Annotated in this window: 41 protein-coding genes; 1 reads left to right on the top strand and 40 read right to left on the bottom strand. The window is 36.4% G+C overall.

Annotated features, from left to right (window positions below):
* Window positions 1–51 precede the first annotated feature (51 nt).
* The 15 genes from MHB55_RS03265 to MHB55_RS03195 all read right to left on the bottom strand — a co-directional run bounded on the left by MHB55_RS03265 (window position 52) and on the right by MHB55_RS03195 (window position 11,931).
* Window positions 52–1,248, bottom strand: a complete 1,197-nt coding sequence (locus MHB55_RS03265) for a glycine C-acetyltransferase (protein WP_370455757.1) — start codon at window positions 1,246–1,248, stop codon at window positions 52–54.
* A 150-nt stretch (window positions 1,249–1,398) separates the two neighbouring features.
* Window positions 1,399–2,460 carry a hypothetical protein gene (locus MHB55_RS03260; protein WP_191963903.1) on the bottom strand — a complete coding sequence of 354 codons (1,062 nt, stop codon included), beginning with the start codon at window positions 2,458–2,460 and terminating at the stop codon, window positions 1,399–1,401.
* 75 nt (window positions 2,461–2,535) lie between these two features.
* On the bottom strand, window positions 2,536–3,183 hold the full coding sequence (locus MHB55_RS03255) for a YczE/YyaS/YitT family protein (protein WP_151111423.1): 648 nt from the start codon (window positions 3,181–3,183) through the stop codon (window positions 2,536–2,538).
* A gap of 103 nt (window positions 3,184–3,286) precedes the next feature.
* A complete protein-coding gene (gene ybaK, locus MHB55_RS03250; protein ID WP_144539846.1) occupies window positions 3,287–3,778 on the bottom strand; it encodes a Cys-tRNA(Pro) deacylase in 492 nt (163 codons plus the stop codon).
* Between the two features lie 11 nt (window positions 3,779–3,789).
* Complete coding sequence (locus MHB55_RS03245; RefSeq protein ID WP_340862584.1) at window positions 3,790–4,473, bottom strand: hypothetical protein; 684 nt, start codon at window positions 4,471–4,473, stop codon at window positions 3,790–3,792.
* Between the two features lie 193 nt (window positions 4,474–4,666).
* Window positions 4,667–4,993 carry a four-helix bundle copper-binding protein gene (locus MHB55_RS03240; RefSeq protein WP_144539850.1) on the bottom strand — a complete coding sequence of 109 codons (327 nt, stop codon included), beginning with the start codon at window positions 4,991–4,993 and terminating at the stop codon, window positions 4,667–4,669.
* 99 nt (window positions 4,994–5,092) lie between these two features.
* A complete protein-coding gene (locus MHB55_RS03235) occupies window positions 5,093–5,641 on the bottom strand; it encodes a DUF1541 domain-containing protein (protein ID WP_144539852.1) in 549 nt (182 codons plus the stop codon).
* Between the two features lie 112 nt (window positions 5,642–5,753).
* On the bottom strand, window positions 5,754–8,171 hold the full coding sequence (locus MHB55_RS03230) for a heavy metal translocating P-type ATPase (protein ID WP_340862583.1): 2,418 nt from the start codon (window positions 8,169–8,171) through the stop codon (window positions 5,754–5,756).
* A gap of 79 nt (window positions 8,172–8,250) precedes the next feature.
* The gene (copZ, locus tag MHB55_RS03225; RefSeq protein ID WP_340862582.1) at window positions 8,251–8,460 is read right to left on the bottom strand and encodes a copper chaperone CopZ; all 210 of its coding nucleotides are present in this window, start codon (window positions 8,458–8,460) and stop codon (window positions 8,251–8,253) included.
* An 11-nt stretch (window positions 8,461–8,471) separates the two neighbouring features.
* Window positions 8,472–8,801, bottom strand: a complete 330-nt coding sequence (locus MHB55_RS03220) for a metal-sensitive transcriptional regulator (protein ID WP_186318219.1) — start codon at window positions 8,799–8,801, stop codon at window positions 8,472–8,474.
* Window positions 8,802–9,016: 215 nt separating this feature from the next.
* The gene (gene resA / locus MHB55_RS03215; protein WP_340862581.1) at window positions 9,017–9,547 is read right to left on the bottom strand and encodes a thiol-disulfide oxidoreductase ResA; all 531 of its coding nucleotides are present in this window, start codon (window positions 9,545–9,547) and stop codon (window positions 9,017–9,019) included.
* A gap of 33 nt (window positions 9,548–9,580) precedes the next feature.
* Window positions 9,581–9,985 carry a disulfide oxidoreductase gene (locus tag MHB55_RS03210; protein ID WP_340862580.1) on the bottom strand — a complete coding sequence of 135 codons (405 nt, stop codon included), beginning with the start codon at window positions 9,983–9,985 and terminating at the stop codon, window positions 9,581–9,583.
* A complete protein-coding gene (locus MHB55_RS03205) occupies window positions 9,975–10,625 on the bottom strand; it encodes a DsbA family protein (protein WP_340862579.1) in 651 nt (216 codons plus the stop codon). Before MHB55_RS03205 ends, MHB55_RS03210 begins: the two co-directional genes overlap by 11 nt.
* 40 nt (window positions 10,626–10,665) lie before the next feature.
* Window positions 10,666–11,514 carry a M56 family metallopeptidase gene (locus tag MHB55_RS03200; protein WP_340862578.1) on the bottom strand — a complete coding sequence of 283 codons (849 nt, stop codon included), beginning with the start codon at window positions 11,512–11,514 and terminating at the stop codon, window positions 10,666–10,668.
* A gap of 3 nt (window positions 11,515–11,517) precedes the next feature.
* A complete protein-coding gene (locus tag MHB55_RS03195; protein WP_151111429.1) occupies window positions 11,518–11,931 on the bottom strand; it encodes a BlaI/MecI/CopY family transcriptional regulator in 414 nt (137 codons plus the stop codon).
* A gap of 448 nt (window positions 11,932–12,379) precedes the next feature.
* Between MHB55_RS03195 and MHB55_RS03190 the strand changes: the two genes are divergently transcribed.
* On the top strand, window positions 12,380–12,550 hold the full coding sequence (locus MHB55_RS03190; protein ID WP_340862577.1) for a hypothetical protein: 171 nt from the start codon (window positions 12,380–12,382) through the stop codon (window positions 12,548–12,550).
* A 336-nt stretch (window positions 12,551–12,886) separates the two neighbouring features.
* On the opposite strand, the gene MHB55_RS03185 is transcribed toward MHB55_RS03190, so the two are convergent.
* The 25 genes from MHB55_RS03185 to MHB55_RS03065 form a co-directional block, all read right to left on the bottom strand.
* Window positions 12,887–13,894, bottom strand: coding sequence for a DUF4179 domain-containing protein (locus tag MHB55_RS03185; RefSeq protein ID WP_340862576.1), 1,008 nt, complete (start codon window positions 13,892–13,894; stop codon window positions 12,887–12,889).
* Window positions 13,872–14,414, bottom strand: coding sequence for a sigma-70 family RNA polymerase sigma factor (locus MHB55_RS03180; RefSeq protein WP_340862575.1), 543 nt, complete (start codon window positions 14,412–14,414; stop codon window positions 13,872–13,874). The genes MHB55_RS03185 and MHB55_RS03180 overlap by 23 nt, the downstream gene beginning before the upstream one ends.
* 223 nt (window positions 14,415–14,637) lie before the next feature.
* A complete protein-coding gene (locus tag MHB55_RS03175; RefSeq protein ID WP_144541839.1) occupies window positions 14,638–14,829 on the bottom strand; it encodes a hypothetical protein in 192 nt (63 codons plus the stop codon).
* 65 nt (window positions 14,830–14,894) lie between these two features.
* Window positions 14,895–15,359, bottom strand: coding sequence for a hypothetical protein (locus MHB55_RS03170; protein WP_340862574.1), 465 nt, complete (start codon window positions 15,357–15,359; stop codon window positions 14,895–14,897).
* Between the two features lie 186 nt (window positions 15,360–15,545).
* Window positions 15,546–16,229, bottom strand: coding sequence for a hypothetical protein (locus MHB55_RS03165; protein WP_340862573.1), 684 nt, complete (start codon window positions 16,227–16,229; stop codon window positions 15,546–15,548).
* 164 nt (window positions 16,230–16,393) lie between these two features.
* A complete protein-coding gene (locus MHB55_RS03160) occupies window positions 16,394–16,594 on the bottom strand; it encodes a hypothetical protein (RefSeq protein ID WP_340862572.1) in 201 nt (66 codons plus the stop codon).
* A gap of 11 nt (window positions 16,595–16,605) precedes the next feature.
* Window positions 16,606–16,986: a YolD-like family protein gene (locus MHB55_RS03155; RefSeq protein ID WP_340862571.1), complete on the bottom strand. Its 381-nt coding sequence runs from the start codon at window positions 16,984–16,986 to the stop codon at window positions 16,606–16,608.
* A gap of 17 nt (window positions 16,987–17,003) precedes the next feature.
* Complete coding sequence (locus tag MHB55_RS03150) at window positions 17,004–17,207, bottom strand: LexA family protein (RefSeq protein WP_340862570.1); 204 nt, start codon at window positions 17,205–17,207, stop codon at window positions 17,004–17,006.
* A complete protein-coding gene (locus MHB55_RS03145) occupies window positions 17,207–17,428 on the bottom strand; it encodes a transcriptional regulator (protein ID WP_340862569.1) in 222 nt (73 codons plus the stop codon). The genes MHB55_RS03150 and MHB55_RS03145 overlap by 1 nt, the downstream gene beginning before the upstream one ends.
* A 98-nt stretch (window positions 17,429–17,526) precedes the next feature.
* Window positions 17,527–17,880, bottom strand: coding sequence for a hypothetical protein (locus MHB55_RS03140; protein WP_340862568.1), 354 nt, complete (start codon window positions 17,878–17,880; stop codon window positions 17,527–17,529).
* Window positions 17,881–17,882: 2 nt separating this feature from the next.
* On the bottom strand, window positions 17,883–18,179 hold the full coding sequence (locus tag MHB55_RS03135; protein WP_340862567.1) for a hypothetical protein: 297 nt from the start codon (window positions 18,177–18,179) through the stop codon (window positions 17,883–17,885).
* 131 nt (window positions 18,180–18,310) lie between these two features.
* Window positions 18,311–19,075 carry a peptidoglycan recognition protein family protein gene (locus MHB55_RS03130; protein ID WP_340862566.1) on the bottom strand — a complete coding sequence of 255 codons (765 nt, stop codon included), beginning with the start codon at window positions 19,073–19,075 and terminating at the stop codon, window positions 18,311–18,313.
* The gene (locus MHB55_RS03125; protein WP_340862565.1) at window positions 19,069–19,353 is read right to left on the bottom strand and encodes a phage holin family protein; all 285 of its coding nucleotides are present in this window, start codon (window positions 19,351–19,353) and stop codon (window positions 19,069–19,071) included. The genes MHB55_RS03130 and MHB55_RS03125 overlap by 7 nt, the downstream gene beginning before the upstream one ends.
* A 15-nt stretch (window positions 19,354–19,368) precedes the next feature.
* Window positions 19,369–19,800, bottom strand: coding sequence for a hypothetical protein (locus tag MHB55_RS03120; protein ID WP_340862564.1), 432 nt, complete (start codon window positions 19,798–19,800; stop codon window positions 19,369–19,371).
* A gap of 100 nt (window positions 19,801–19,900) precedes the next feature.
* The gene (locus MHB55_RS03115) at window positions 19,901–20,212 is read right to left on the bottom strand and encodes a hypothetical protein (protein ID WP_340862563.1); all 312 of its coding nucleotides are present in this window, start codon (window positions 20,210–20,212) and stop codon (window positions 19,901–19,903) included.
* Window positions 20,213–20,276: 64 nt separating this feature from the next.
* A complete protein-coding gene (locus tag MHB55_RS03110; RefSeq protein ID WP_340862562.1) occupies window positions 20,277–20,492 on the bottom strand; it encodes a CD1375 family protein in 216 nt (71 codons plus the stop codon).
* Window positions 20,464–20,601 (bottom strand): hypothetical protein, encoded by a 138-nt coding sequence (locus MHB55_RS03105; RefSeq protein WP_340862561.1) that lies wholly within the window; start codon window positions 20,599–20,601, stop codon window positions 20,464–20,466. Before MHB55_RS03105 ends, MHB55_RS03110 begins: the two co-directional genes overlap by 29 nt.
* Complete coding sequence (locus MHB55_RS03100; protein ID WP_340862560.1) at window positions 20,602–20,826, bottom strand: hypothetical protein; 225 nt, start codon at window positions 20,824–20,826, stop codon at window positions 20,602–20,604.
* Window positions 20,827–20,837: 11 nt separating this feature from the next.
* The gene (locus tag MHB55_RS03095; RefSeq protein WP_340862559.1) at window positions 20,838–21,608 is read right to left on the bottom strand and encodes a hypothetical protein; all 771 of its coding nucleotides are present in this window, start codon (window positions 21,606–21,608) and stop codon (window positions 20,838–20,840) included.
* Entirely contained in the window at window positions 21,608–22,156 is a 549-nt protein-coding gene (locus MHB55_RS03090; protein WP_340862558.1) for a putative phage tail protein, read from the bottom strand. The genes MHB55_RS03095 and MHB55_RS03090 overlap by 1 nt, the downstream gene beginning before the upstream one ends.
* A complete protein-coding gene (locus tag MHB55_RS03085; RefSeq protein ID WP_340862557.1) occupies window positions 22,149–23,234 on the bottom strand; it encodes a baseplate J/gp47 family protein in 1,086 nt (361 codons plus the stop codon). The genes MHB55_RS03090 and MHB55_RS03085 overlap by 8 nt, the downstream gene beginning before the upstream one ends.
* Complete coding sequence (locus MHB55_RS03080; RefSeq protein WP_340862556.1) at window positions 23,234–23,638, bottom strand: DUF2634 domain-containing protein; 405 nt, start codon at window positions 23,636–23,638, stop codon at window positions 23,234–23,236. Before MHB55_RS03080 ends, MHB55_RS03085 begins: the two co-directional genes overlap by 1 nt.
* Window positions 23,635–23,997, bottom strand: coding sequence for a DUF2577 domain-containing protein (locus tag MHB55_RS03075; RefSeq protein ID WP_340862555.1), 363 nt, complete (start codon window positions 23,995–23,997; stop codon window positions 23,635–23,637). Before MHB55_RS03075 ends, MHB55_RS03080 begins: the two co-directional genes overlap by 4 nt.
* A complete protein-coding gene (locus tag MHB55_RS03070; RefSeq protein WP_340862554.1) occupies window positions 23,990–24,949 on the bottom strand; it encodes an XkdQ/YqbQ family protein in 960 nt (319 codons plus the stop codon). Before MHB55_RS03070 ends, MHB55_RS03075 begins: the two co-directional genes overlap by 8 nt.
* Window positions 24,946–25,611 (bottom strand): LysM peptidoglycan-binding domain-containing protein, encoded by a 666-nt coding sequence (locus tag MHB55_RS03065; protein WP_340862553.1) that lies wholly within the window; start codon window positions 25,609–25,611, stop codon window positions 24,946–24,948. Before MHB55_RS03065 ends, MHB55_RS03070 begins: the two co-directional genes overlap by 4 nt.
* Window position 25,612: the final 1 nt, after the last annotated feature.

Genomic DNA, 25,612 nt, shown 5'->3' with positions numbered 1-25,612 from the left:
TGTATCCCCCACAAAAAAGGCTACCAAACAATTGGTAGCCGGAATCTTATTCTATTTAATAACGCCTAGTTCTTTTCCAACTTTTTCGTAAGTAGCTATGGCATTATCTAGCATTTCTTTTGTATGGGCAGCTGTTGGCATGTTGCGAACGCGTCCAGTTCCTTTAGGTACCGTAGGGAAGACAATAGATTTTGCATATACTCCCTCTTCAAATAGGCGTTTAGAGAATTGCTGAGTTAGTTTTTCGTCTCCAATGATACATGGAGTGATTGGTGTTTCAGATGCACCAATATCAAATCCAAGCTTAGATAAGCCCGCCTTCAAGTAGTCACCATTTTCCCAAAGCTTGTCATGAAGCTCTGTGGAATCGATGATCATTTGGACTGCAGCTGTTATTGCTGCTACATCGCCAGGTGGTAAAGCAGTAGAGAATAGGAATGGACGTGAACGAACCTTTAACCAGTCGATTAAGTCCTTCTTCCCTGCAACGTATCCACCGACTACCCCGATTGCTTTAGAAAGTGTTCCAATTTGGAAATCGATTTCTTTTTCTAAACCAAAGTGCTTCACTGTTCCTTTACCCTTACCAGTAACACCAGAACCATGTGCATCATCCACATACGTGATTAGGTCAAATTCTTTTGCAATTTCAACGATTTCTGGAAGCTTTGCAATGTCACCATCCATCGAGAATACGCCATCTGTAATTACCATTACTTTGTTGTACTGGCCAGATTTCGTTGCTTCTTTCGCTTTATTGCGAAGATCATCCATATCAGAGTGGTTAAATGGAATGATTTTAGCTTTAGAAAGTCGGCAACCATCGATGATGGATGCATGGTTTAATTGGTCAGAAAGAATCGCATCATTTTTGTCCATTACCGCAGAAATTGCAGCCATATTACAGTTAAAGCCCGATTGATAAGATATTGCTGCTTCTGTTCCTTTGAACTCAGCAAGCTTTTCCTCTAGCTTTACGTGTAGGTCTAGCGTTCCGTTAATCGTACGTACTGCTCCCGCTCCTACACCATATTTATCTATCGTTTCTTTTGCAATACGCTTTAATTCGTCATTTGTAGCTAGTCCCAAATAATTGTTGGAGGATAGGTTGATTAGCTCATTTCCGCCAACTGTTATAATTGGGCCATTAGCTCCTTCAACAGGATCGATTTCGTTATATAGACCTTGACTCTTTAATTGCTCTAGGTTTTCTGTTAAAAAGTTATTTAATACATTAGACAAGTTCATCTTCCTTTCAAACAAATAGTCCATTTTATTTTACCATTGTTATAGAAGAAAGACTAAGATATGTCTCTTTTGATAAATAAATGTCTATGCCTTCTTCACCTGGCAAACGCTAGTCAAAAACCATAAAAAAAAAGCGAGTAGGAAACCTACTCACTCAATTGTTTCTAGCATTTTATCGTGAAGTTCTCTCCATTTATCCTCATCTATGGCAGAGTCATAGAGTGATTTAATAAGCTTTGCCTCTGCAAAATAAGTACTGATGTAATCTTGAGCCAATTCCATCTCGCTTGAGTATGCCTCTCTGACTTTCGTCAATTCCTCTTCAGCCCATTGGTTTTGGTCGATATATGGGAAGAAATCTACAATTTCATCCCCTTCTCTTTCAGGGTCATAAATATGTGGACTAGTCGCATCCACAATACTCAATTGAAGCTCCGGTATCACTACCCCATCAATACTATTGGCATCTAACCCACACCAAATGTAGCGAACGTCTAGACCATGAGACTTTGCTTCTTCTCCAAATTTTTTCATAAAGGAGGATTTCCCGCTGCCAGGCAGCCCTTTTATATACAAACGCGTCTTTAAACTTTTGGAAATTGAACTAAACGTATCCTTTGCCCCTAACGGCGTTAAAGAACCCATTAAACGGTGAGTTAGCTTCGGATTTTTTTGTAGTTTCACATTCCCTATATATTTTTTTTGAAGATCATCTAATAATGAATCAATACCCTTCCAGTCCATTCCAGGTTGAATTAATTGCTCCCAGTCATCATGTATTAGCTTAGCTTTCGATAGGGTCTGCAAACCCTTTGCAAGCCAAGCCTCTCCCTCTAGATGCTTGTCGCGGACAACTAGTCCCACATCCCGTAACCTGTCGAGTTTATAGGCATCATAATAAGTTACCCACTCATGCCCTGCCCCATAGAAGAAAGGATCAATCGTATTCGTTTGAAGATAAAGTGTTTTTGTGTCAACAATATAAACAGCCTCTACAGCGTCCTCGTCGAGCGGATCTAAAAACCATTCCATATCATTCCCTCTTCGTATAGCTGCATATCCAATTTCTTTTAAGGTTTCGGAGAGTCTAGAGCTTGCTGGGCCTTTAAAAAAATATACCTTTTTCGCTTCCTGAATGAGTTCTTTATAGAAGTTTTTAACACCTTGTCCCGTATAAGATTTCCCCATAAAGTGTGTAATTGTTCCGTTCAAATAGTCATCCTTTCTATCGTTCATTCAATAGATAATGTATGCTGCATCAACCAAAAATATGAAAAGCACTGAGAATCATATATGTTTCTCAGCGCTCTTCTTCACGAATGGTAGTGTATAACCACTTATTTTATTCAAATATTTTTGCGAAGCAGGTAATGTATAGTGTACTAATTGTCCAAGCCCTATTGCGATAAGTATTGTACCAATGCCTACTGGGCCTCCTAGTATCCAACCGACAATCGCGACTATCACTTCAATGCCTGTCCGCACTTTCTTTAAGCTCCAACCTGTTTTTTCTATTATGAGAAGCATTAAAGAATCACGTGGTCCCGCTCCTAGATTCGGTGAAACGTAAATCCCGATCCCTATGCTCATCACCATAACTCCTAATATAAAAATGATCGACTGTCCCAACAAGTCTGTTGGATTGGGCAGTAACCAATTAAACATATCGATAAATGATCCTACAAACAAAATATTAAGCCATGTCCCTAATGCAGGAATTTTTTTTGTACTGATGATCGTGATCAACACAATAATGATACCCGTTAAAATAGCCCATGTGCCGATTGATAATCCTAAATGATTGAAAAGACCAACGTGCAAAACATCCCAAGGCCCAATACCAAATAAATATCCTTTTATAGTCATCGAAATCCCTAAGGACATAATCGTTATACCCACTATAAAAAAGACCCAACGCCAAACAAGTTCCTTCATGTTTCTATCCTACTTTCCTTTAACGAAAAAACCATTCTCAACTAAAAAGTTGGAATGGAATCATTTAATACTATATCTATTATAGTCGCTTAAGAAAAGATTGCTAGTCATTTTTGGAATTGCTAATTACTGCCGTTTTCCCTTTAGTCATACGGAGTAGGTCAGTTAGCGAAAGCTTCACTTGAAGCCCTATCCTTCCTCCGCTAACGATAATATAGTCGTTGTTTTCGGCGCTACTATCTACAATTGTCGGAAACAGCTTTTTCATCCCTATTGGTGAGCAGCCTCCCCGGATATAACCAGTCGTTGGCAAAAGGTCCTTTAGATGCAACAGCTCCACCTTTTTCTCTCCAACTTCCTTTGCCACACTTTTGAGATTTAGCTCTTGATCCACAGGGATAATGCAGACATAGTATTTATTTGAACCAGCGGTAACTAGTAATGTTTTATACACGACAAAAACGGGGTAGCCTATTTTGTTTGCTACAGTTACCCCATCGACTTGATCACCAGTCAGCTCGTATTCGATTAAATCAAAAGCTATTTTCTGCTGTTCTAACATACGAACAGCATTGGTCTTCTGTTTTTTAGTCATGTTTATTACTCCTATGCTATTTGGAAGAAGCTCGGTTGCTGATCCGAAAAGCCATACTTTCTTAAATGAACTTGATACGAATATTTAGCAATAGCCTGTTCTTTTAAACGTTTAGTTTGAAGGCTCTGAAAGTCTTCCTCCAACACTTTTGGTGTTTGAAAGTCCACCTGCATAGAACGATTAAAAACTTCAGCCTCCATTTCTTTTTGCCTCTGAGTTTCTAACTCAATTTGTCTATTCGCCATTTCATTTAACGTTAGTTGGGCTTCCTCTTGTCTAATTTTCGAAGTTGCATTTGCAGCCACTAGTAAATGCTGAGGTGTCGCAGGCATTTCTGCTAAAGCCTGACTACGAACTTTTTCTAATAGCTCAATTGTTTTTTCAGGTGTCGGTCCTCCTATGCTTTGTATTGGAGTGCCAGGTCCCTTAATATCCAATATAGTTTGTTTTTCCATTTCTTGAAATTCACGAATTGCAGCAGAAAGTTCTGGGGTGTCTTTTTCTTTTTCTTTATTCCCAAGCAAAAGTTCTTCCAATTCATTTAAAGAGGGAGTTTTCGGTTGGAAATACTCATGATGCTTTCTATATGCCTGTCCTGCGTCCTTTCTTTGGACTGCTCGCATACTAGATACTAAGTTAGACATCCCATTTCCTGTAGCTTTCACTAAACTCATCATGTTCACCATCCCTTCCATACAAATTTCCTTCTTTACAGTCTACCTAATTTGTCAAAATAATGAAATAAACTTTAGGCATAATTTAATATAAGGCATAATAATCAATTCAATATTTATGTATTTTTCCTCCAATTAGTTAAAATTACCTAATTTCAATTCTAAAAAGGAGACTGTCAGAAAATAGTCTAACAGTCTCCATTTTTTGCATTTTTTATGCGACCATTTGGCGACAAGCCTCGGCGCATTTACGACAAGCCTCTGCACATTTTTGACAGTGCTCATGATCGTGCTTCCCACACTCTTCTCCGCATGCATCACAAATTTGTGCACAGAGCTTACAAATTTCCTGAACAAATGGGCTATTTCTTGTTATAGCTTGAGCCGCATATGAACAAACATCTGCACACTCACGGTCTAACCTGATACAACCCGCCATCATTTTAATATGTTCTTCCTTTAGGCAGGCGTCAAAGCAATTATTACAAGCCTCTAAGCATTCTATGCAAGCCTTTAAACAATCTTCATACTTCGTATTCATTATTTCTCCTCCTCTTGTTTAAGTATCCGCTATTATTTTTCCCTTAAAGGGGAGATTTAAACAAGAAAAGCGTAGACTATATATTGATCAAAATCACTGCTATTTAACTTCGGACAATTCGTCCTCGGTCACCCATTTATGATTTTTAACCTCTGTTCCATCAGTGGTTGAAACATAATCTATCATGTAAACAGTTGTATCCTCAGAAGATTCAATGATAGCTTCGGCTCCTTCCATACCTTCCATGTGTTTAGCATTCAGCTTAACGTTAGAGCCAACTATCCCTTTTCCATCAGTTGCCTCTAACTCTTCATGGATAACCCATTTATGGTTCTCTACCTTTTTGCCATCTGTCGTAGAAGTATACGAAACAGCATAAACCGTTGTATCAAAAGCACCTACAATTGTAGCCTCTGCACCTTTCATACCACCCATGTGATCAGCTTCTATCACTGCCTTACTTCCTACTTCAAATTTAGGATTTTGTGCTTCTTCCAAGCCCTCGGGAATCTCTCCACCGTCATCTATATGATTCATATGAGCATGCTCCTGCTCCATATTATTGTCCTTTGTAGTTTCTTCGCCTTCATCACCACAGCCTGCCAATAAAAATAAAGTGCATAATCCCGTTACAGCTATTTTTTTCATATATAACTCTCCTTTTAATGTTAATCTCCAATAAATATTTGAAAGCCTTTTTGGCCTTGAACCTTAATTAAAGAAAACGACCGCTACTTCAGCAGCCGTTCTCCTTACCACTCTATTTATCCAATTTCACACGTTGTAAACGTAAAGCATTCAAAACCACCGAAACTGAACTGAATGCCATAGCTGCACCGGCTACCCATGGTGCGAGTAAACCAACCGCTGCAATTGGAATACCTAATGTATTATAGGCAAATGCCCAGAATAGATTTTGCTTTATATTTCTCATTGTTTTGCGACTCATTATAATCGCATCGGCAATGCTGTTTAAGTCCCCACGAATTAATGTAATATCAGCTGCCTCCATCGCAACATCTGTTCCTGTGCCGATAGCCATTCCAATATCAGCAACTGCTAAAGCTGGTGCATCATTGATACCGTCACCGACCATTGCTACTTTTTTGCCGGAGGATTGTAGCTTTTTAATTTCCGCTGCCTTACCTTCTGGAAGCACCTCCGCAATTACCTGGTCAATTCCTGCCTGTTTTCCAATGGCAGTGGCTGTTAACTGGTTATCACCAGTGATCATCATGACATCAATATTCATTTCCTTCAATCGTTTAATAGCCTGTAAAGAGGATTCCTTAATCGTATCAGCGACTGCAATCATACCAACAAATTTTCCATTTATACTTGCTAGCATAGCAGTTTTCCCTTGTCCCTCGAGCTCTTCCATTCGTTTAAGAATAGCTGCTATATTAATATTATTTTGATTCATTAATTTTTTAGTACCAACTAACACTTCTTGCTCATTTACCACTGCTTTTACACCGTATCCTGGTATGGCCTCAAAGGAAGTTACCTCTAGTAGTGTTATCCCACGCTCCTTGATCCCATCTACAATTGCTTCTGCAAGTGGGTGTTCCGACTGCCTTTCAGCTGCCCCGATATAAGCGAGAAAGTCGGATTCCTTCATTCCCTCTTCCATAAGCACATCTGTTAGCTTCGGCTTTCCGTAAGTGACTGTCCCAGTTTTATCAACCACCACCGTATCAATATGGTGTGTCGTTTCTAAATGTTCTCCACCCTTAAACAGGATTCCGAACTCTGCAGCACGACCGGAGCCCGCCATGATAGATGTTGGTGTTGCAAGACCTAAAGCACATGGACAAGCAATGACAAGCACAGCTATCAATGCCTCAAGCGCTGGGGTGATTTCACCAGGTTCAACGACTAAGAACCAGACTAAGAATGTAACTATTGCTATTCCTACAACGATTGGAACGAATATCCCAGAAATCTTATCTGCCAAACGTTGAATAGGCGCTTTTGAGCCTTGGGCATCTTCTACTACCTTAATAATTTGAGCAAGTGCAGTGTCTCTTCCAATTTTCGTTGCTTTCATTTTAATGGAACCATTTTTATTGATGGTGGATCCGAACAACGAATCTCCAGTTACTTTATCAACTGGTATACTCTCTCCAGTTAACATAGATTCATCGACTGCACTATTTCCAGCAATCACTTCTCCATCAACAGGAATTTTTTCTCCGGGCTTCACTAGAATGGTATCTCCTACTAATACTTCCTCAATGGGAATTACCAATTCAGCACCATCTCTAATAACCAATGCCGTTTTCGCCTGTAGCCCTATTAGTTTTTTTATAGCCTCCGAAGAGCGCCCCTTTGCCTTTGCTTCGAACAGCTTACCCAATAAAATCAGTGTGATAAGGACCGCGCTTGTTTCAAAGTAAAGGTTAGCTGTATGATGTTCACCGGCAGTAATGATTGCTTGATAAACGCTATAAAAATAAGCTGCTGAGGTTCCTAACACAACGAGTACATCCATGTTGGCACTGCCATTTCTCAATGCTTTGTATGCACTAACATAAAACTGTCTTCCGATGATGAATTGGACAGGTGTTGCCAATACCATTTGCACCCACGGATTCATCAAAAATTCTGGCATGTAAATAAAAGAAGTAAAAGAAAAATGTCCAACCATCGTCCAGAGAAGTGGCAAAGATAAAATAGCTGAAACAATAAATTTCACCTTTTGCTTTTGTATTGCTTCCTCTCGATAATCGACCGACTCTTTATCCTCCGATTTAATTATTGCACCATAACCAAGCTTTTCTACCTTTTGAATAATATCGTTTATAGTTATGTCGGAGGGATTAAACTCAACGGTTGCACGTTCGAGGGCCAGATTCACATTGGCAGAACTTACTCCCTCTAATTTGTTTAGACCTTTTTCAATGCGGGTAGAGCAAGCAGCACAAGTCATACCGGTAATAGCAAACTCTTTCTTCTCTTTCACCACTCCGTAACCAAGTGCCTCAATTTTCTTCTCAAAGTCTTCTTCTGTTACTTTCTCAGGGTCATATTTGATAACTGATTTTTCGAGCGCTAAATTTACATTAGCTTCTTCCACACCGTCCATTTTGTTAATAACTTTTTCTATTCGCGCAGAACATGCCGCACAGGTCATCCCAGTTATTTTATAGCTAGTCTGCTTTATATTATTTTCCATAACCCTCACCTTTCTCATATACGTCTAGGGGGTATATATTACCTAAATAAAGAGAGTGCCTGTATGAGCACTCCATCTATTATTGGACATCGTAGCCTTGTTCATCGATTGTATCTTTTATTTTGGCTAAAGTAACTTTGTCTTCTTCAAAGGATACATCTACTTTTCCGGATTCAAGATATACTTTTACTTGTTCAACGCCATCTAGATTACCTACACTTGTTTCTACCGACTTAACGCAATGTCCACATGACATGCCTTTAACTTCTAAAGTAACTTGATTTAACATTTTAATTCCTCCTATTTTCTCATTAGTTTTTGAATCGTAACGAGCAGTTCATCTAACACTTCTTCATCGCCTTCAGCTAACCTATTAGCCACGCACCCCTTTAAATGTCCTTGCAAAAGAACCTTAGCAACACTATTTAAAGCCGACTGGGTTGCAGATAGTTGGGTAATTATATCGTCACAGTAAATATCCTTTTCAACCATCCCTTTAATGCCACGAATTTGTCCTTCAATACGATTCAGTCTATTGGTTAAATCTTTTTTTACATGCTCAGGATGGTGACTTCTCCTACAAGACAAGTCTGATGGTAATTCTGTATTTTCCTCTATTACATTGTCCAAGTAACCAACCTCCTATTCCTAATACCAGTATATGATACCCTAAAGGGGTATGCAACTTATTTGATTTTTAAATTTTTGAAGCTATTTTAACTACGAACTTTTAATAGTTTTCACCTAATGAATCGATTTTATGATTATCAGTTGGAAGAGACATAGAAAAACGCTATATAAAAAGACGTTCCTAGTTTAACTAAGGAAGCGTCTTAAATTAGATATTAAATTGGTAGTATTTGCTCCATATATTTCTTGATGCTTTCCTCGCTCATTTCACCGGTTATGATCTTTTCTATTTTACCTTCAGAGTTGATGAGTAGGGTCGTAGGCAACGGGTTAATATTGAAGGCGTTGATAACACTTTTATTGTTATCAATTAGAACTGGGAATGTTAATCCCTTTCTATCAATGTATCTTTGAACCTTTAAATCCGACTCGCCTACATTTACCGCGAGGATTTCAAGCCCTTGATCTTTATAGTTTTGATATTGTTCATCTATGATAGGAAATTCTCTTTCACAAGGCTTACACCATGTCCCCCAAAAGTTTAGAAAGACTCCCTGTCCTTTGTAATCGGATAATTGATGCTTCTCACCGTTCATATCTACTAATGCAAAATCAGGTGCGGCGTCCCCCTCCTTCAAGATTGCATTTTTCTCCTTTGTTACATTCGAGTATATCGTAAATATAATGGCAACAACCATTAAAGCCAAAATGAGAGCTCGAATATAAAATCTCTTTTTCTTGTTCATCTAAACTTCCTCCTCTCTTTTTATAATAAATTGTTATTTTTTCTTCCAAAGAACAAGCATGAAAACGGTAATCATAACGAATGCTAACAATGCTAGAAATGGAATAGTTACAAAACCAAACCAATTGATATATTGTCCTGAACAGGGCACTCCGCTTGTACATGCGCTAAATTCCTGCAAGGAAGGAATTTTCTGCAGGGCATAATGGTAGCTGGAAACACATATGCCAATTATAGATAATGGTAGCGCATATACATAAATCTTTTTGTCGTTTCTATAGAAAGCTACACCCAATAGAAACACCAGCGGGTACATTAAAATCCTCTGATACCAGCAAAGTGTACATGGAATAAATCCCATCCGTTCACTAAAAAATAAACTACCTATCGTTGCGATAAGCGCTACAAGCCAAGCAGCTAAAATAGATTTATTTAGCATTTGCAGCCTCTTCCACCATTTTAGCAAAGTCCGTCATCGTTTTCCCTGTAAACTCCTTACCGCCAATATAAATGGATGGAGTGGCAACTATACCAAGATTTTTTGCTGTACTCATATCTAGATTCCACGCTTCCTTTCCTCCCTCTTCACTAAATGCCTGTTTAACCTTTTCCACTTCTTCTTCGCTCGCTATTTCAGCTAGTACCGCCACTAAAAATTCATCTGACATTAGGTTTTCTTGACCGCTTGCATTTGTTTGATTTGCAAATAACAAATGATGGAAGGACCAAAATTTTTCATTTCCGAGTTCCTTATATACCGTTTCTCCAAACTGTGCGGCTGTATTAGAATCAGCAGCAATGAAAGAATAGTTCATGTAGTAAAACTTCGCCTTCCCCGTTTCTACGAATTCCTCATTAATTAGTGGGAAGAGACTGTCATTAAAGTCTTTACAATGTGAGCATTTATAATCACCAAATTCTACAATTTCCACCGGAGCAGATGCTTCACCTATATAAGGCTGTCCATCATATTCAATAACAACAGATTCTGCCTTCGTATCTGTTAATACAATGATTCCAACAATACATATTGCAATAACACCTATAAACCAAAAAATCTTCTTAGACAAATTCAACATCTCCTAAAACTACATAACGTAGTGTAATTGGGTAAAAAATTTACGCTAATGCGTAAATAAAAAAGCTACATATTAACGTAAATATAGCAATCGATAAAACAGTGTCTCTCCATGGAATTTGCAACTTTACTTCTGTTAAAGGGTTTAATAAATATTCTATACGGTAATTGACAGAGGTATCTGCAAATGATGCATATGTAAAAGGCATTTGGTCTAACTTTCCTACCTTTAACATCTTTAAAAGTGCACTACTTAAACTTGCAGATGTTGCTTGTCTCTCTATAGCATATTCATCTGCCAACACTTCTTGGACAATTCTATATTTTTGATGGAACCACTTTAATATCGGAATATATCTTATAGTAGTAGAAAATAACGATAACATGAACATTTTTAAAGGATCACGGTTATTCTTATGGTACATCTCATGTGCTAAAACTGCATTTAGCTCTTCCTCGGTAAGTATATTTACAAGACCAGTTGATATAACAATCTTAGGTGTAAAGAATCCCATTGTAATGGCTAGAGGAGTTGGATAAGAGATTACGATAAATTCTTCCTTTTCGTTGCTAAACGATTCATTTAAATTCTTTGTTAGGTTCTTCTCTTTATATTGTTGAAACTTTAATTTCATCCTTTTCGCTTGAACAAATTGTATACATACCTTCCAGAACAGATAAACCAATGTAAAGATGACTAAACCGTCAAGTGCATATTCCAGTGAGGATAAACCAATCATTTTTAATGTGCTATGACATACTTCTACAAGGTTAAACTTCACATCCCATCCCGCAAGCATAGAAATAACATAAATGGCCATCTGGAAAAAAATGATTCCAGAAATAAGTAAAGACGCTATAAACATATGGGTCGATTGACGTTTGTTCATAAGCTACATTTCCTTTTTCCACTCTTTTATTTTTTGTTCAAGCTTAGCAACTAGATCATCATCAACATCTTCTATGGCATCTAGCATATGACTGACAACCACATTGCCAAACTCGTCCATAAGCTCGTTTGTCATTTCCTTAGATTGAGTATTGATAAACTCTTCTCTCGAAAGAACTGGCATATACATAGAAGATCTACCCTCTGCTCTTTTTTGTAGTATTCCTTTATCCACTAATCTGTTCATGACGGTCATAACCGTGTTAAAATTTGTTGCTTTTTCACAGTCTAATACCTTTTGTACATCCTTAATGGTCATCTCCGTACCAGTCCAAAGAATATCCATTATTTTAGATTCAAGTGGTCCGAAAAAGCGATTCAGTCCACTTTCATTCATTTTAAACTTTCCAATTTTCACGTAAGCTCACCTCACATTACTCATTGTAGTGTATCTGCTTAACAAAAGAAAGTATTTATTTTAGGGAAGTGTTGATTTAACAACGTTTACACACAATTAACCAAATTTAACTTTTGCAATTCCCCCCAGATAATCTCATTAAAATGGGGGAGGTTGGGGGAGCATTTGGGGGAATAAATAAGAAAACAGACAGGCGTTAAATGAATAATATACCGGACCACTCATAAAGCGTGGTCTTTTTTAGTTATATACCACACAAAAAATGAGTTGGAAATCTTGAAGAAAAAATTTTTGATTTGTTATATTAATTAGATGTTTAATATATCTCAATTTTCCTTTAAACCATCTTTTTTACAAATTGTTGTGGTAACAAGTACCTGAATTTTTAAGGTTTTTTAAACCATAATATTAAAGCAATGAACAAAATTTTAAAAAGAAGGTGATGTAGATGAAGCCAAACATGATTAAAATTTTACCGGTTGTTGCTTCAGTTGGAGTAGGTATAGCTGCTTATCAAATGTTTAGTGGAAATGGCGGAAAAATGAAAAATATGATGCCACTTGTCTCTAATATGACGGGAATGGGAACTGGGATGCAGGGACAGAATCAACAACAGTAAAGAAATGAATTATTCTTAGAAAAGGGACTCTCTAATAAGGTATTTCCTTATAATCCACAAAAGAAGATACGGTTGGAACTTTTCATGGTGTGACGCTATTGTGTAGCAATAATAGCTTCAAATATTAACAAGCGTTTTTAATTTTCAAATCAAAAAAGATTAATTCAAAAATGTACCCTATAATTTAGACACTTTAAAAAAGGTCATCTTATAGGGTACATTTTTACAGCCCTTTGATTTTTACTAAAGCACCCGTTAGTTTAAGTGCAATCCTTCACATTATTCGTATAACAAATTCGAAACCTTGAAAGATTGAGGATATTACAGTATCACTAGTTAATTTAATTCAATCGTAATAGGATCGAAATCAATTCGTTTATGATCTATTTGACTGTTACTCACATTAGCAAATGGATAAAAGGTAATGGATGTTGCTTCCGGGTTTAGACCATGAATTGTTGCATTCCATGTGATATCTTCACTCGAATCACCCCCCTTAGTACCAGTTCCCCCATTATAAGGCACTTTATATTTATTGCCCAAATTATCAATTGCACTTAACTCAGCTTCTACTGCCATCCACTTTTCATGAATGGAAGGATCGACATCTTGTAAATAATTTATCGTTAAATTAACATCCGTTTTCACTGCATCAATTAACTCGACCGAAACGCCATCTTGGCTTACTTGTTCATTAATCGCGATATGTTTTCCTTCTAATTTGTTTAAAGAAAATCCAAAATGCCAGTCGCCTTCAATTATATGTCCTTCTGATAAAATTGCTTGAGGATTCCAATCTATATTTACTTTGTCTTGTGAGTTATTACGCATAGATAACGTCATCATGCCTACATAACCGACACCATCCACATACTCTCCTTCATAGCCACCACCACTTATATTAGTTGGCAGATTCTCAAATGTTGGAAACGAACCTAGATCCTCTTCTGTTTGTAAAACATATGAAAGGGTCACTGTATTCCCATCATAAAATGCTTTCTGAATGTTTATCTCTATCCCATTGCTTTTTTCAGCCAAACCTATATCTGTACTGATTTCCTCGTACGCTTGATAGTAGTCTTCTTGTAAGATGAAATAGTCGAATGCCTGACCAAAAATAGGAATTTGTGTAACAAAGTTAGCAAATGCGGGTGATACGTAAGCAGATGAAACAGTACAAATGGATATTAACCCTGCGGCTGCAATATATTTAGCCACTTTTTTGTAGGAGAATTTTACATGCTTCTTCTCCTTTTTAAAAGCGTCTGACAATATAGCATCTAATTCTTTAGAAGGAACAGGAATTTCATTAAGTGCATCTTTAAATCTGTTTTGTTCGTTCATCTATGTACACTCCCTTTAATATTTTTTTAATTTTTGTTAACGCTCTCTTACCGTTAGATTTGACAGTACCAATCGGTTCACCAAGTATCTCTGCTATTTGCTCAAAAGTTAAATCCTCATAATATTTTAAAAGAAGAACTGTTTTATATTTTTCATCTAATTGATAAATCGCATCGAGTAAGTCCATCTTTTCATCAGATGTCGCTATTTCTATGGAGAGGGATTGAAACTTTAGGTCATCCATTGAAATCACTTTCTTTTGTTTTTCAAGTACACCAAGTGATACATTGATACAAATTTTCATCAGCCATGTCGTGAAATACTTAGGCTCTCGTAACTGATGAATAGACTCTATTGCCAGCAGCACTGTTTGCTGGAAAACGTCTAAAGCATCCGCCTCATTACGAACATAACTATAAGCAGTCCTATAAAGTTTCTCTTTTTCTTGTTTAAGTAAAAAAAGCAGTGCTTCTTGATCCCCTCCAATAGATAGTTTTACTTTCTTTTCCTTATTCGTCATCTTTTTTTCACCATCCTATCTATTAGAGAGCGTACCTTCAAAAAAAGATGCACTTTTTTGAAATAAAAAAGAACTATTCAAATGAATACGCCCTTTTAAATAACTTTCTATTAAACACTTTCCTAATTCAACTAAACTGCTGCGTTAGTTCAATAAGAAAAAGCTACCATTACAGGCAGCCGCTTGTTTATTTCAAAAATATATATAATATTGCAAAAATAAATTACTTTTGGGGTGATTTGGATGATTGCAAACTATTTGCTAACCAAAAAATAATTGTGAAAACTAGAATTGTAAATATTTTTTTTACATCTATCTCTATACCAATCCACAAGGTGTAAAGCAAAACAATTCCATAAAAAATAATTACGCTACTAATGTTATATTCTTCGAAAAACCTAGTATTTTTTTTCATTTCCAACCTCCTCATTTGATATGCTTTATAACTCTTCTAAAGCACCACGTTAGTTGAACAAGAATCTATTCTATATAGTCAATTAGCTTTGCTGGAACTTGTTCAAAAATGTAAACTTCAGGGTTATTAAAAGGCTTGTGTTTCAAATAATCAGCCAGGGTATGCATACTTGCCCAATACTGTAATATTAAATCCTCCTTTGAGGGTAATCCTTCAACATAGCCTTCCATATGAGCAAATAAATCACTTGATATATCGAAGTTAAAAACTAAAATTTTATTACTGAAGACAGGAAATCGAAAATAAGGTTGTTCTTCATATGGCTCCAGATTTGCCCCAAAGGCAACTTTAAAATCAATCCATGTTGGTAAGTTTCCTGGTCTGAAACGTTCTGTTAGGTCAGGAAAGAAATTTGCACCTCTTGAATACCATTTTGTTGCTGTTCCATGGTTTAAACCTTCTTTTAAAACCCTTTGTGAGCTTATACTTGAGTCAATATCATCTTCAATAACTAAATGATATAAAAACACAGAATTTCCTCCTTTCGAACTCCTTCCTCAATCACTCTAATTTTACCTCATATTTGCAAAGGGATATTTAACCTTCTTCAACTAAACTGCTGCTTTAATTCAATAACAGAAATGGCTTTCCTCCTTCTTGAAGTAAAGCACCCGTTAGCGTAAGTACAATCCTTCACAATGTTGCATGTCCATTGGTTAATAATTGTATCTAAAAGAATAATATTTTCTGCTTCCATCTCTCTTCATAATTGTGGTTTTATAATCCATACCTTCATTTTTCTCTTTTAAGTGTGATTCGATTTTTTCCTCACTTAAATTGTAATGCCTTTTATTTAAAAAGCCGACACTTCTGATTGTTGGATGTTCTTTTATCGGAGTTAAATCGCCGTCAATTACGTTTGTATCAACAAACCGAAAATCGATTAACTTAGGGAAATGACTTAAAAAAGATAAATTTTCGAGGTTTCCACAAGAATTAAGGGAAAGAACACGAAGATTTTTAAGAGAAAAGAATTCTTCTCCTGGAACGAATTTCTTTGAATTATCAATATGTAAATACTCTAAGGTGTCAGCTAACTTGGAAATACCTTTATCATTTTCTAATTTAACGCAGTAATCTAGGTCTAGTCTCTTTATTTTAGTAAGTCTTTCTATGCCATCGAAATTTTGTATATTAGACCAGATTAGGTTTAAAAAGACAAGGCTTTCAGAAATGTCAACAAAATTACCTGACTTACCTTTTTTATAATGCCATAGGATTAAATACTCAATGTCCTTTAGTATGTCTTCCTTTAACTTTTCTTCTTTTAAATTAAGTTGAAGAAAGAGATCGTTGGGGATGTCGTCAAACCAAATTGTATTATTCCTCCAGTAATCCATCGTAAATGACTCCCTTATATTTCTTTTTTCTCAATTTTACCATTTTCTCTTATTGAACTAACCTGCTGCATTAGTTTAAGTGTAACATTTCACAAACAAAATCAGCCCACTAAAAATCAACCCTAGCTTTTAGCATAGCCTAAAATAAATATAACCACCTTCCATCAGTGGTCGGTGGTTTCTTTCTTTCTATCGTCTTCTTCTGCACTCTCTATTAACTCGCATAATTTTACTGTTGCCTCAAATTCTTCAGCTGTCATTTCGCTAATCCACTCTAAAAATGTATTAACTGTGTCTTTTGGATACTTATCATATAGTTCATTTACTGTTTGCTCAATTTTTACTTGCTCATCAGTCTTCCTCATCCAACTACTCCTCAGTCCATGATAATTACATCTACTATATCATCCATTTTTATTGCTAATAAATAAAAAGGATCCTGCAGCTGAATCACCCTCCGTTTTAAATCCACTTCATCAATGGTACCTCTGTTATAAATAAATCGGCCATCTTTCCAACGCTTAATTTTAGTATCTGCATAGGAGGAAAAAGCGAGCTCAATTGACTCTGATAAAAGCACATAGTCATACTCAGTTAACTCAGGTTTAGGCTCTTTCTTCACTTCTTCGTAATAGTCACGAAGCATGCCAACATGTTCTGTTAACATCATCGATGTGCCCCATTTAATATTTCTACGCGGATCTAACGGATATTTAGATTTTTTTATTTCCTCAAAAAACGCATCATGAAAACTCATCACCGTACACTCCTTTGTTAACCTGTAATTTGTAATGTTCTAGGAAATGAATCGATATAAGTAATGTAACCTTTCTTCCTCATCGTTTCCAAATGACCATGTACGGTTGATGACGATTTTAGACCTAATGCCTTAGTGATTTCTCTGATAGTAGGAGAATAATGGTGTTCTGATATAAACGTTTTTATGTATTCGTATATTTCTCTTTGTCTTTTGGTCATCATACAACACTTCTTTCCTTGTTGATAACGGGAACAAATGCTAATACGTTTTCTATTTTAAAAATCCTCTTGGTACCTCTCAAGAAACAATAAGCTTGGAATGTTTCATTTGTAACACTTAATACCTTCACTCTTCGTTTGCTTATATCACCGTTGTTTTTCATATAAATCATTTCCGAGACTTGATTGGTTTTCATCGATTTTAAAATTAAAATACGCACGTTTGTTCCCTCCTTTTTATTCATTATACGAACAAGCGTTTGATTTTGCAACCGTAATTTTAGGAATACAAAAAAGCTTCCTTTAAAGGAAGCTTTCATTAGTATTGAGCGTCGTCTTGGAAATATCTTTTTTTAGCATTATTTAAAAGATTTTCTGCTTTAACTTTGTTAATAAATACGCCTATAGGTGTAACTGATTTTTCAATGTTTACCTCGTACATGTTTAATTTGTTTTTTTCTTCACTTGTTAATATATCATAGATTTTTAATGGTTTTTTAACTACTAAAGGTATTATAAGTTTTGATTGTTTTTTCTTTTTCTGTGCAAGACTAGTTGCAGAAAGGGCTAGACTTTTCCCAGTTTTTTTATCTCTTAGAACAATATTTCTATTTCCACTAATTTTCTTGCCCGTAATTCTACTTTTACTTTTCGCTAAATTATTTTCTTTCATTTTTAATTCTCCTCTAATGAGAGTGATTTTTGTTCATTTAAAGATTTCAGAGAATTTGATTTAAACATCTGATTTATGTATTCTGCATTGAAACCAGTTATAAGGCCTAAGGTTGCTGCTTGTCGAAAATCTAGTGGGTTAACCATTAAATACACTATACCTCCAGCTACAAAAGCATAAGTTACCTCAGCTATCCCTGTTCTTAAAGTAATAGTTTCATTTTTATTTTTTAATATTAAAGCCACTACCCCTGAAATAACTAATATTGTTACGAGAATATAGTACCATTTTTCCTCCATTTTCACTTTTCCTTTCAGAATATGTATTACAATGAATAAATGCATGTGTATATACATATAATAGTACATTTTGTAAGTCTATTAGTCTATAAATAAAAAACCCATCCACAATTAAGTGGACAGGCTTAATTTTATTTAAAATTTAATTTCTCGAGCATTGCTTTAGAAGGTGTTTCATATTTAATATGTTCCGGCATTTTAGTAATCCAATGTCCGTCTCCCACATTATACTGCCCACCATGTTCCTCACGATAGTTATATACTCTGTATTCCTCTTCCGGATTTAGAACGCGTACCTCTACAAGTTTTCCGTCTTTCTCCGTCCACAGATTTATAGGCTTTAGGATTGTAATCTTTCCAATTTGACCTTTTTTTAGCTCTGTCTTACCCCACATGATTTTATCTGTGTTTGTGACACCTCCAACTGCCTTGTCAGGTGTTTGCAGCTCTTTAAGTCGTTTTCTAACATTGTTCATATTAATTCCAGGACATGACGTTGCAGTACCACTAAACTCGTTATGCCCAAGCACATCTTCCGCACTTAATCCAAAGTTTTGTAGAGCTAATAAGCATCGTTCTTCAAATGCTTTTTCTTGTGCTTCAGTAAAGCTACCATTACCAACCACACAAATATGATAAGTTTCAGTATTGTGATTACCAATTCCATTAGTCGGATAGTATGGATCATAGCAAAGTTGAACCGTACCATCACGTAAAATGATTTCATGATAGCCACCCTTCGTCCATCCTAGACCCTTCCAACGATTGTTCCAAAAAGCAAAATAGTCACCACTCGTTGTTGCTGAATGATGACGTGCTACTTTTTTTATTTGATTGATATTTCTTCTAGTTTTTGACGGAGCAACTTGTTGGCGAATGTCTTGTATTTTTACCATTTGCCATCCTCCCTAGGTTTGTCATACTTCATCACCTGTGAAGAATCAAAATGCCCTTCGGTTGTAGGGTCTGTCAATTGGTTGTATAAAGCAATAGCAACTAAACCGCATAGAAAGGGATTACTATATGCTTGTACAATTAAATCACCCACAGACTGCCAAGTAGTCAACCCTTCCCAACTAAGACCTGTGTAAGCAAGGATTGGAGCAAATGCAGTTAATACTAGTTGAAAAATAAATACCGGATTCTTAAAACGCACCTTTAAGTTTAATTTCATTATGAATTCCTCCTCTTATTTTAAAATAAACGCTTCGAATATTAAGTAGAGAATGCCACCAGCAGCAAATAGTGTTTTCATGAAATCCCATGCTTTGGCCCAATTATCCCGTTTAATCTCGGTATCAACTTTTTTTATTTCGATATCTGCCTTCCTTTGTTCCTGCTGCATGTCTAAGTCAGCTTTTCTTAGTTCCTGTTGCATACCTGTTGTGGATTTTATCAAATCCCATTGTTTGTCCATAATAGACTGAAAGAAAGAACGCGTTTCTTTGTTTTCTGTAAGAATGGTTGTCTTTAAATCATGATAATTGGCGTCGGACTCAAGTCGCCATTTTTCCATTTCCTTTTTCCATTCGAACAGAGCGTTTTGGCCTTTCAATAAATATTCTCTGTCTTTCTTTAATTGCTCTATCTCTTCTCCATGTACTTTAACTGTTTCAAACATCGAAGAGCCGCCTCCTTCTGGCATCCTCTCACCCCTTTTTATATAAATAAAAATAAAAGAGCACCCTATCGGATGCTCTCAATTAATCTTATTAAATTTTTTATATCTTCTTCTCACCATCAACATATAAAGAAACTACATCAACTTCACTTTCATAAACATCTCTATCTAAGTAGAGCCAATTATTTTTATTTCTTGTAAGGTATTCATCGTCTCTATTTAATTTAATCCTTCTTTCAACAAACCTCCATCGAACTTTCTCTTGTTTGAAAGAAATTATTACATCGTATAAATCACCTGACAATACTTTTCTACATTTTGTACCATAAATCACAAAGAAGTCGCCCTCTTTATCCTCAATCAGATAACATTTAGTTTTGTTGCGGTATGCTGTAATATCTTTTATCTTCATATAAATAACCCTCTCCCTCTCCCATCCACAATTCGACAAAAGAGGGAGGAAATCCTTCAACTAATTATGCTGTTTGCTCATGCATCACTGGATTACCATAACCGTCCAATCCAAGTGTAGCTAAATCAGCTAATACAGGTTCTTTCAAATGGTCCGGAACATCTCCAATATTTCTACGTTTCCCAGCGATTAACCCTGAAAAAATTGCTACCATAAACATAATATTACCTCCAATAATTTTTAATAGTATTTTAATTGCTATATTCTGTATCCAGTACATATTGCACCACCTCACGGTCTATCTCTGGCACATCTTCAATACTTCTTCTTGGTGGTTCAGCTGCAATTAAAGCAGCAAAGATACGGTGTATTGGTTTAATTTCAAGCATTTAGATACCTCCCGACATTAGGAGGTAAAGTTCTGCAATCGCTTCTTTGTTGTTTAAATCTTCTTCTTTTAATTTCTTGTTTTCTTGTTTCAAAAATTCTATTTCAGATGGCGGTTGAGGTGGAATTACAGTGGTTCTATCAATTTCATTTTGTTCTATTTCTTCAGCAGTTAATGCCACTACTTGCATTTCATTTGTTTTTGAATTGAACACTAATTTATTCATTCTACAACCTCCTATTTACGACCTATAACCATTATTCTTGATCCTGCTTTTACAACTAATCCACCAGTGTGGACTACGCTCATTTTATTAATTCGTTCTGTTACATTTTGCCATTTCCCTCCCATATTAAGAGGTTGTTGAGTTCCGATGGCTACTGTATTCATTCCGTTAAACATTTTCCATTTTGATGCATCGTTGTTGCTTATTGTGAGAACATTAAAACCTACTCCACTATTAGTAACAGTAGTTCCGCTTAATGGGATCCCTGTGCTAGCATTAGTATTGTTTGAAAAATACGAACTGCTAGCATCATCGTTAAATCTAAGAATGAAATTTGATGTTCCTCCGTCTTGTGCGAGAGGTTCTACGAAAATTTCATAGTAATCATAACCACCTATATTAGCAATATCGAATTTTAGTGTGTCACTAGGTAAAGTTATATTTGCTAATAATTCGCCACCTATTTTTTCTGATTTACTTAACGCTGCTTGTAGTGCCGAATCTAAATCCGTTTTAGGGATTCCGCTTGCTGGTTTAGAATATTTTCCATTCCACTTATTTCTTTCAGTATCGCTTATATGTTTTATATTATCATCCAAGTGCATCGCAAGGGCTTCTCTAATGGCGGTTAGTTCTTGTTCAGTAGCTCCTGAAGTAATAGCATCTTGTAATGTCTTTAATATCCCATCTATGATGTCCATATTATTATTTGATACATCCACGTCATAGAATTCTTCTTGCGTTGGTTTTATCAACTTAAAGTTAGGAGTATTAGTTGGCATTAAGTTAACACCTCATTTCTTAATTGTTCGTGTGTGAATTGCGATAGTTGAGCGTGTGTAAATTTTGAAAGAAGAGCATATTGGTTGTATCGTAATTCGACAGTTAGAACCATGTTCTGAGGAGTGATACGTTCTAACATAACAACCACTGCTTCAAACATCCCTTTTACCGTTAACTCGATTTTCACCTTCAGTATTTTAGCAGTTACGTCACGTTCTACCTTGTATTGTCCTGCCCCAAGTATACTGTCTAGTATTTGTTTCAATACTTTATAGCTGTAGGGTGCTTGTTCTTGATAGCGAGTAAGCACGCGGAATCGCCTAGTCTCCAGTGAATCAGTAGCAGGTACATTGAGCTTTAACATCTTTTCATAACGAGCTATACCTCTTTCACTTGCTGTAGCCACGAATTGATCGTTTAAACTTTGTTCTATTTCTTCCCATAAACTGCTGAGAACCGGATTTTCGATTGCAGCCACTTCAACCAATTCTTTCATCTCATGAAAAACTGGTGGCAAATAACTTAGAATATCTACTTCTTTAGCCACTTACTACACCCCGTTTCGGTATAGCCTCTGGAGAAAGAACGATATTAGAAGTACCTCCATTAAGTTGGGTGTTAGCGATATCAACAACTCCTGGAACTCCTAGTATCCTAGTTTCAATCTGCGATATACGAACTACTAGTCCTGCATGATCCTCTTCATAGCTATTAGCTCCTGCCCACTCTTTCGCCAATTCCGTGAAATAATTATCAATTACCGTATGAACGCTTGCCTCGATATCCTGCCACGTCCAATCCGTTTGATAAGTGATATTAAGAACAATGTCTATAGCCGTGCCTTCCACAGGAAAAATTGTTACTATATGGTCCATCGGTGCTAAGCCGACCCCCTCCCCTTGAGCAGATAAAGGGTCTACCTTTTCTTGAACCTCATTAACCAAACTTTGAGTGGGTACTTTAAATTGCGAATCAATGATTACTAATTTGACCGTACCACCACCATTCCAAGCTCGGTATACTTTAACCCCACCAACACCCGGCAAAGGCCTCACCTTGTCTTTGTAATCCTTCCGATTGCCACCAAAGGCTGTAGAATCAAAACTATCGAAGTATTGCTCACGAAAAACTTCCGTATCTTCTTCATCTTCCCCTGGCACTAAAACTTCTACTAACTCTGCAGTTGTAAGGCCATCTATATAGTTGATTGGTATCAGTGTTCCAAGATATAAGTTTCCAATCTCCCCTACTGTTTCAGCCTCTAACACATATTCAAAGTCAGTAATCTTCTGGGTAACCACATAATTGAGGTCTTCGAGAGAAAAGCGCTCCCCTATATTCACACTCTTATTGAACACACCTCTTAGTCTGGCTCTAGTAGCCTCTAACGGTTTTTTACCGCGCTCAGCTCCACGTCTTATTAAATACTCCCTAGGAGCAGTATCTGCAAATACCAGGTCTATCTGATTCTTTAACGTATCCAACATTTGAATAATTTCAATAGTGTTGGCTGCCGTTGCATTGTAAATGATTGATGTACCTTCCCTCTTATCGAGAGTAGGATTGACACCAGCTAATTTTTGCTCGAGTAAATCCTCATAAGTGATGTCTAAATCAATTGGCATTAGTAATCCACCTCCTTCTCGCTTTCGAAATCACCGTATATGCTATGGACTGTAAACATTACATGTACCTTACCTTTCTGTGTTTCAAAAACAAAGTTGTCTACCTCCTGAATTCGATCATCTTGAAGAAGACATTCGGCGATACGTCTTTTTATCTCAGGGAGAACGAATGCCACAGGCTGTCCAAACAAGTCTTTGAATTCTACGCCAAAATTCCATGAGTAAATAATGTGATCGTATCTTTCAATAGAGAGCATTAAAAAAATCGCTTGCTTTAAGGCCTCTATCTCATCGATAAATCCTGCAATACGATTCTTGTCTACATGTAATTTATAATTTTTAGTGGGTTGTTCTACAGCTTCTTCAAAATCGCTTAGCAAATCATTACTCGACTGAGGTATCATTGGCTCACATCCTTATCGAGGACAATATATTTTTGCCCTCCTTGCATTTTGACGAGCATAACGTCGTCACCCAATTTAAGTGCATTGTGTACGGTAAATTTCTTTTTCCCTTTATATTCATGGGTATGTGATTCAGCCTCTTCTGTCGCATGTTCTATGGTCATTTCGATTTCATAATCGCGGACATTTCGAGTCAATACCAATTGTGCATTGGTAAGTTCCTTCTTTTGTTCCACTAAGATTTTCAATGGAGAAACACTTGTAACCGTACCAAATTCAATGGCCGTCGGATCTGCAGCTTCAATCGCTTCTTTAGCAGCTCGCTTAAACATTTTTAGAATGTCTTCCATACTACGCATTGAACTCACCGCCAATCAATTGTAAATCCATGAAATGCTCATTCTCATTAAATGTATGTTTCACGTTCTCTACAATCATGTAATTCATGAGTTTGACATCATCCAAGTTCAATCGAACCACCAACATGTTTCCTCCACGTACATAGATGTTTCCGAATGCTTTGTTCATATTAAGGCTTCTAGTTTTACGGTTATAGAGCGCGAGCAATGCATCCGCTTTGGCCTTCCCATTCGTTCCTTCCTGAATGGTTTCGAAGTGTTGTAAAACTCCCCATTTATTCATATTCTTACTATCCTGTGCTATATAAATTTCACGTTTACCCTTCTTCTCATTTTCATAGGATAACTTAATTTTATTGTATGTGTTGGAATCAATAGAAGATGTATAGTCAAAATTCTCACCTGTCTCTTCATCCAATAATAAATCGAGTTTCATTTTTTCTAAATTTCTAAGGGTAAGTTTGCCGTTGTTATCATAAAGAATGTACATCTTTTTAGTGCTGTTCATAGTTAAATCAAGGGCATTTTGAAACATATCGAATAAGGTTTTGTTATCCTCCACACGGCTAGCAATTTTAAACCCTGTATCTTCAATGGTTCCTGTGTTCATTCGGAAATCATTTGCTACCATCTTAATAAACTCGCTTGCCGTTTTATTCGTGTATACATACGTATCTTTATTTTTTAAGTAGCGCAGCTGGTCATAGGCAGTAACACTGATTAAACCATCTTTAGAACGCTTCTTGGTAAAAACAAAGCCAAAAAAGACATTTTGCCCATCTTTCTTGAAACGGACAGCATTTCCCTCTTCAAATTGAAGAGCTTGGTCCTTCACAACACTAAACGTTAATTTACCGGGAGACCCTTTTCGAGAAGTCTCCCACACGATACCGTCTTCTACTGCTGGCTCCATCAACCTATCCCCATTTTGGATGATTAACTGTATACTCAAAATTTAATCACCTGCCCAGGATAAATAATGTTAGGGTTTTTTATTCCGTTTTTAGCAGCTAACTCATCTGTCATAGTTCTAGTTACTGTTCCAAAATGTTTCTTACATATTGCCCATAATGAATCACCCTTTACAACCTTATATGACTTTGGAGGAGCTTTGGTTGAAGCTCTTTTTTTAACTGCAACAGCCACTGGCTTAGCCTTAGCAGATGTAGCTTTTTTAACTTGAATCACCTTTGTTCCATATTCTCTATATTGTTTGAGAGTAATAGGAACTGTAATATCAAAACCATTCTCTGCATCTTCTTCAATGGAGTAGTCTTCTAAAGAGACCTTTATATTCGTATCAAATAGTAAATCGCCACTCGGCTTTAATCGAGTGACAATGAATTGAAAGGGCTTCTTAGATATTTTCAGTTTTTCTAGTTTTTCGAGATAGAAGGTTGCCGGTTGAAATCCATCTGGATACACAGCGAAAGGATATTTTACATTAGGCAATAGAACTTCCAAACTAATATCTGTCAGCCCTGCCTGTTTTAATAAATTGACCTCCCCTTCATTGATCAAGGTGATGGTCTTGTTTTGATTATTAATTTTCATTTCTAACGAAGAAGGAGCAACAGGAAGTTGTATTCCATCTATAAAGAAACTATATGCCACC

This window comes from Psychrobacillus sp. FSL K6-1267 (assembly GCF_038003265.1).
Taxonomy (GTDB): Bacteria; Bacillota; Bacilli; order Bacillales_A; family Planococcaceae; genus Psychrobacillus; species Psychrobacillus faecigallinarum.
This window is presented reverse-complemented; position numbering and strand designations above follow the sequence as displayed.

Coding starts and splice junctions, on each gene's coding strand:
- resA (WP_340862581.1), bottom strand. CDS start 9,547: ATGAACAAGAAAAAGAGATTTTATATTCGAGCTCTCATTTTGGCTTTA.
- copZ (WP_340862582.1), bottom strand. CDS start 8,460: ATGTTAAATCAAGTTACTTTAGAAGTTAAAGGCATGTCATGTGGACAT.
- MHB55_RS03230 (WP_340862583.1), bottom strand. CDS start 8,171: ATGGAAAATAATATAAAGCAGACTAGCTATAAAATAACTGGGATGACC.
- MHB55_RS03110 (WP_340862562.1), bottom strand. CDS start 20,492: ATGTACTGGATACAGAATATAGCAATTAAAATACTATTAAAAATTATT.
- MHB55_RS03200 (WP_340862578.1), bottom strand. CDS start 11,514: ATGAACAAACGTCAATCGACCCATATGTTTATAGCGTCTTTACTTATT.
- MHB55_RS03240 (WP_144539850.1), bottom strand. CDS start 4,993: ATGAATACGAAGTATGAAGATTGTTTAAAGGCTTGCATAGAATGCTTA.
- MHB55_RS03255 (WP_151111423.1), bottom strand. CDS start 3,183: ATGAAGGAACTTGTTTGGCGTTGGGTCTTTTTTATAGTGGGTATAACG.
- MHB55_RS03155 (WP_340862571.1), bottom strand. CDS start 16,986: ATGAGTTTTCATGATGCGTTTTTTGAGGAAATAAAAAAATCTAAATAT.
- MHB55_RS03130 (WP_340862566.1), bottom strand. CDS start 19,075: ATGGTAAAAATACAAGACATTCGCCAACAAGTTGCTCCGTCAAAAACT.
- MHB55_RS03075 (WP_340862555.1), bottom strand. CDS start 23,997: ATGCGTAGTATGGAAGACATTCTAAAAATGTTTAAGCGAGCTGCTAAA.
- MHB55_RS03210 (WP_340862580.1), bottom strand. CDS start 9,985: ATGCTAAATAAATCTATTTTAGCTGCTTGGCTTGTAGCGCTTATCGCA.
- MHB55_RS03165 (WP_340862573.1), bottom strand. CDS start 16,229: ATGGATTACTGGAGGAATAATACAATTTGGTTTGACGACATCCCCAAC.
- MHB55_RS03235 (WP_144539852.1), bottom strand. CDS start 5,641: ATGAAAAAAATAGCTGTAACGGGATTATGCACTTTATTTTTATTGGCA.
- MHB55_RS03265 (WP_370455757.1), bottom strand. CDS start 1,248: ATGAACTTGTCTAATGTATTAAATAACTTTTTAACAGAAAACCTAGAG.
- MHB55_RS03185 (WP_340862576.1), bottom strand. CDS start 13,894: ATGAACGAACAAAACAGATTTAAAGATGCACTTAATGAAATTCCTGTT.
- MHB55_RS03105 (WP_340862561.1), bottom strand. CDS start 20,601: ATGCTTGAAATTAAACCAATACACCGTATCTTTGCTGCTTTAATTGCA.
- MHB55_RS03150 (WP_340862570.1), bottom strand. CDS start 17,207: ATGACCAAAAGACAAAGAGAAATATACGAATACATAAAAACGTTTATA.
- MHB55_RS03080 (WP_340862556.1), bottom strand. CDS start 23,638: ATGATACCTCAGTCGAGTAATGATTTGCTAAGCGATTTTGAAGAAGCT.
- MHB55_RS03190 (WP_340862577.1), top strand. CDS start 12,380: ATGAAGCCAAACATGATTAAAATTTTACCGGTTGTTGCTTCAGTTGGA.
- MHB55_RS03100 (WP_340862560.1), bottom strand. CDS start 20,826: ATGAATAAATTAGTGTTCAATTCAAAAACAAATGAAATGCAAGTAGTG.
- MHB55_RS03085 (WP_340862557.1), bottom strand. CDS start 23,234: ATGCCAATTGATTTAGACATCACTTATGAGGATTTACTCGAGCAAAAA.
- MHB55_RS03125 (WP_340862565.1), bottom strand. CDS start 19,353: ATGAAATTAAACTTAAAGGTGCGTTTTAAGAATCCGGTATTTATTTTT.
- MHB55_RS03175 (WP_144541839.1), bottom strand. CDS start 14,829: ATGAAAAAAAATACTAGGTTTTTCGAAGAATATAACATTAGTAGCGTA.
- MHB55_RS03095 (WP_340862559.1), bottom strand. CDS start 21,608: ATGCCAACTAATACTCCTAACTTTAAGTTGATAAAACCAACGCAAGAA.
- MHB55_RS03205 (WP_340862579.1), bottom strand. CDS start 10,625: ATGTTGAATTTGTCTAAGAAGATTTTTTGGTTTATAGGTGTTATTGCA.
- MHB55_RS03115 (WP_340862563.1), bottom strand. CDS start 20,212: ATGAAGATAAAAGATATTACAGCATACCGCAACAAAACTAAATGTTAT.
- ybaK (WP_144539846.1), bottom strand. CDS start 3,778: ATGACTAAAAAACAGAAGACCAATGCTGTTCGTATGTTAGAACAGCAG.
- MHB55_RS03180 (WP_340862575.1), bottom strand. CDS start 14,414: ATGACGAATAAGGAAAAGAAAGTAAAACTATCTATTGGAGGGGATCAA.
- MHB55_RS03160 (WP_340862572.1), bottom strand. CDS start 16,594: ATGAGGAAGACTGATGAGCAAGTAAAAATTGAGCAAACAGTAAATGAA.
- MHB55_RS03245 (WP_340862584.1), bottom strand. CDS start 4,473: ATGGAAGGGATGGTGAACATGATGAGTTTAGTGAAAGCTACAGGAAAT.
- MHB55_RS03140 (WP_340862568.1), bottom strand. CDS start 17,880: ATGAAAGAAAATAATTTAGCGAAAAGTAAAAGTAGAATTACGGGCAAG.
- MHB55_RS03120 (WP_340862564.1), bottom strand. CDS start 19,800: ATGTTTGAAACAGTTAAAGTACATGGAGAAGAGATAGAGCAATTAAAG.
- MHB55_RS03135 (WP_340862567.1), bottom strand. CDS start 18,179: ATGGAGGAAAAATGGTACTATATTCTCGTAACAATATTAGTTATTTCA.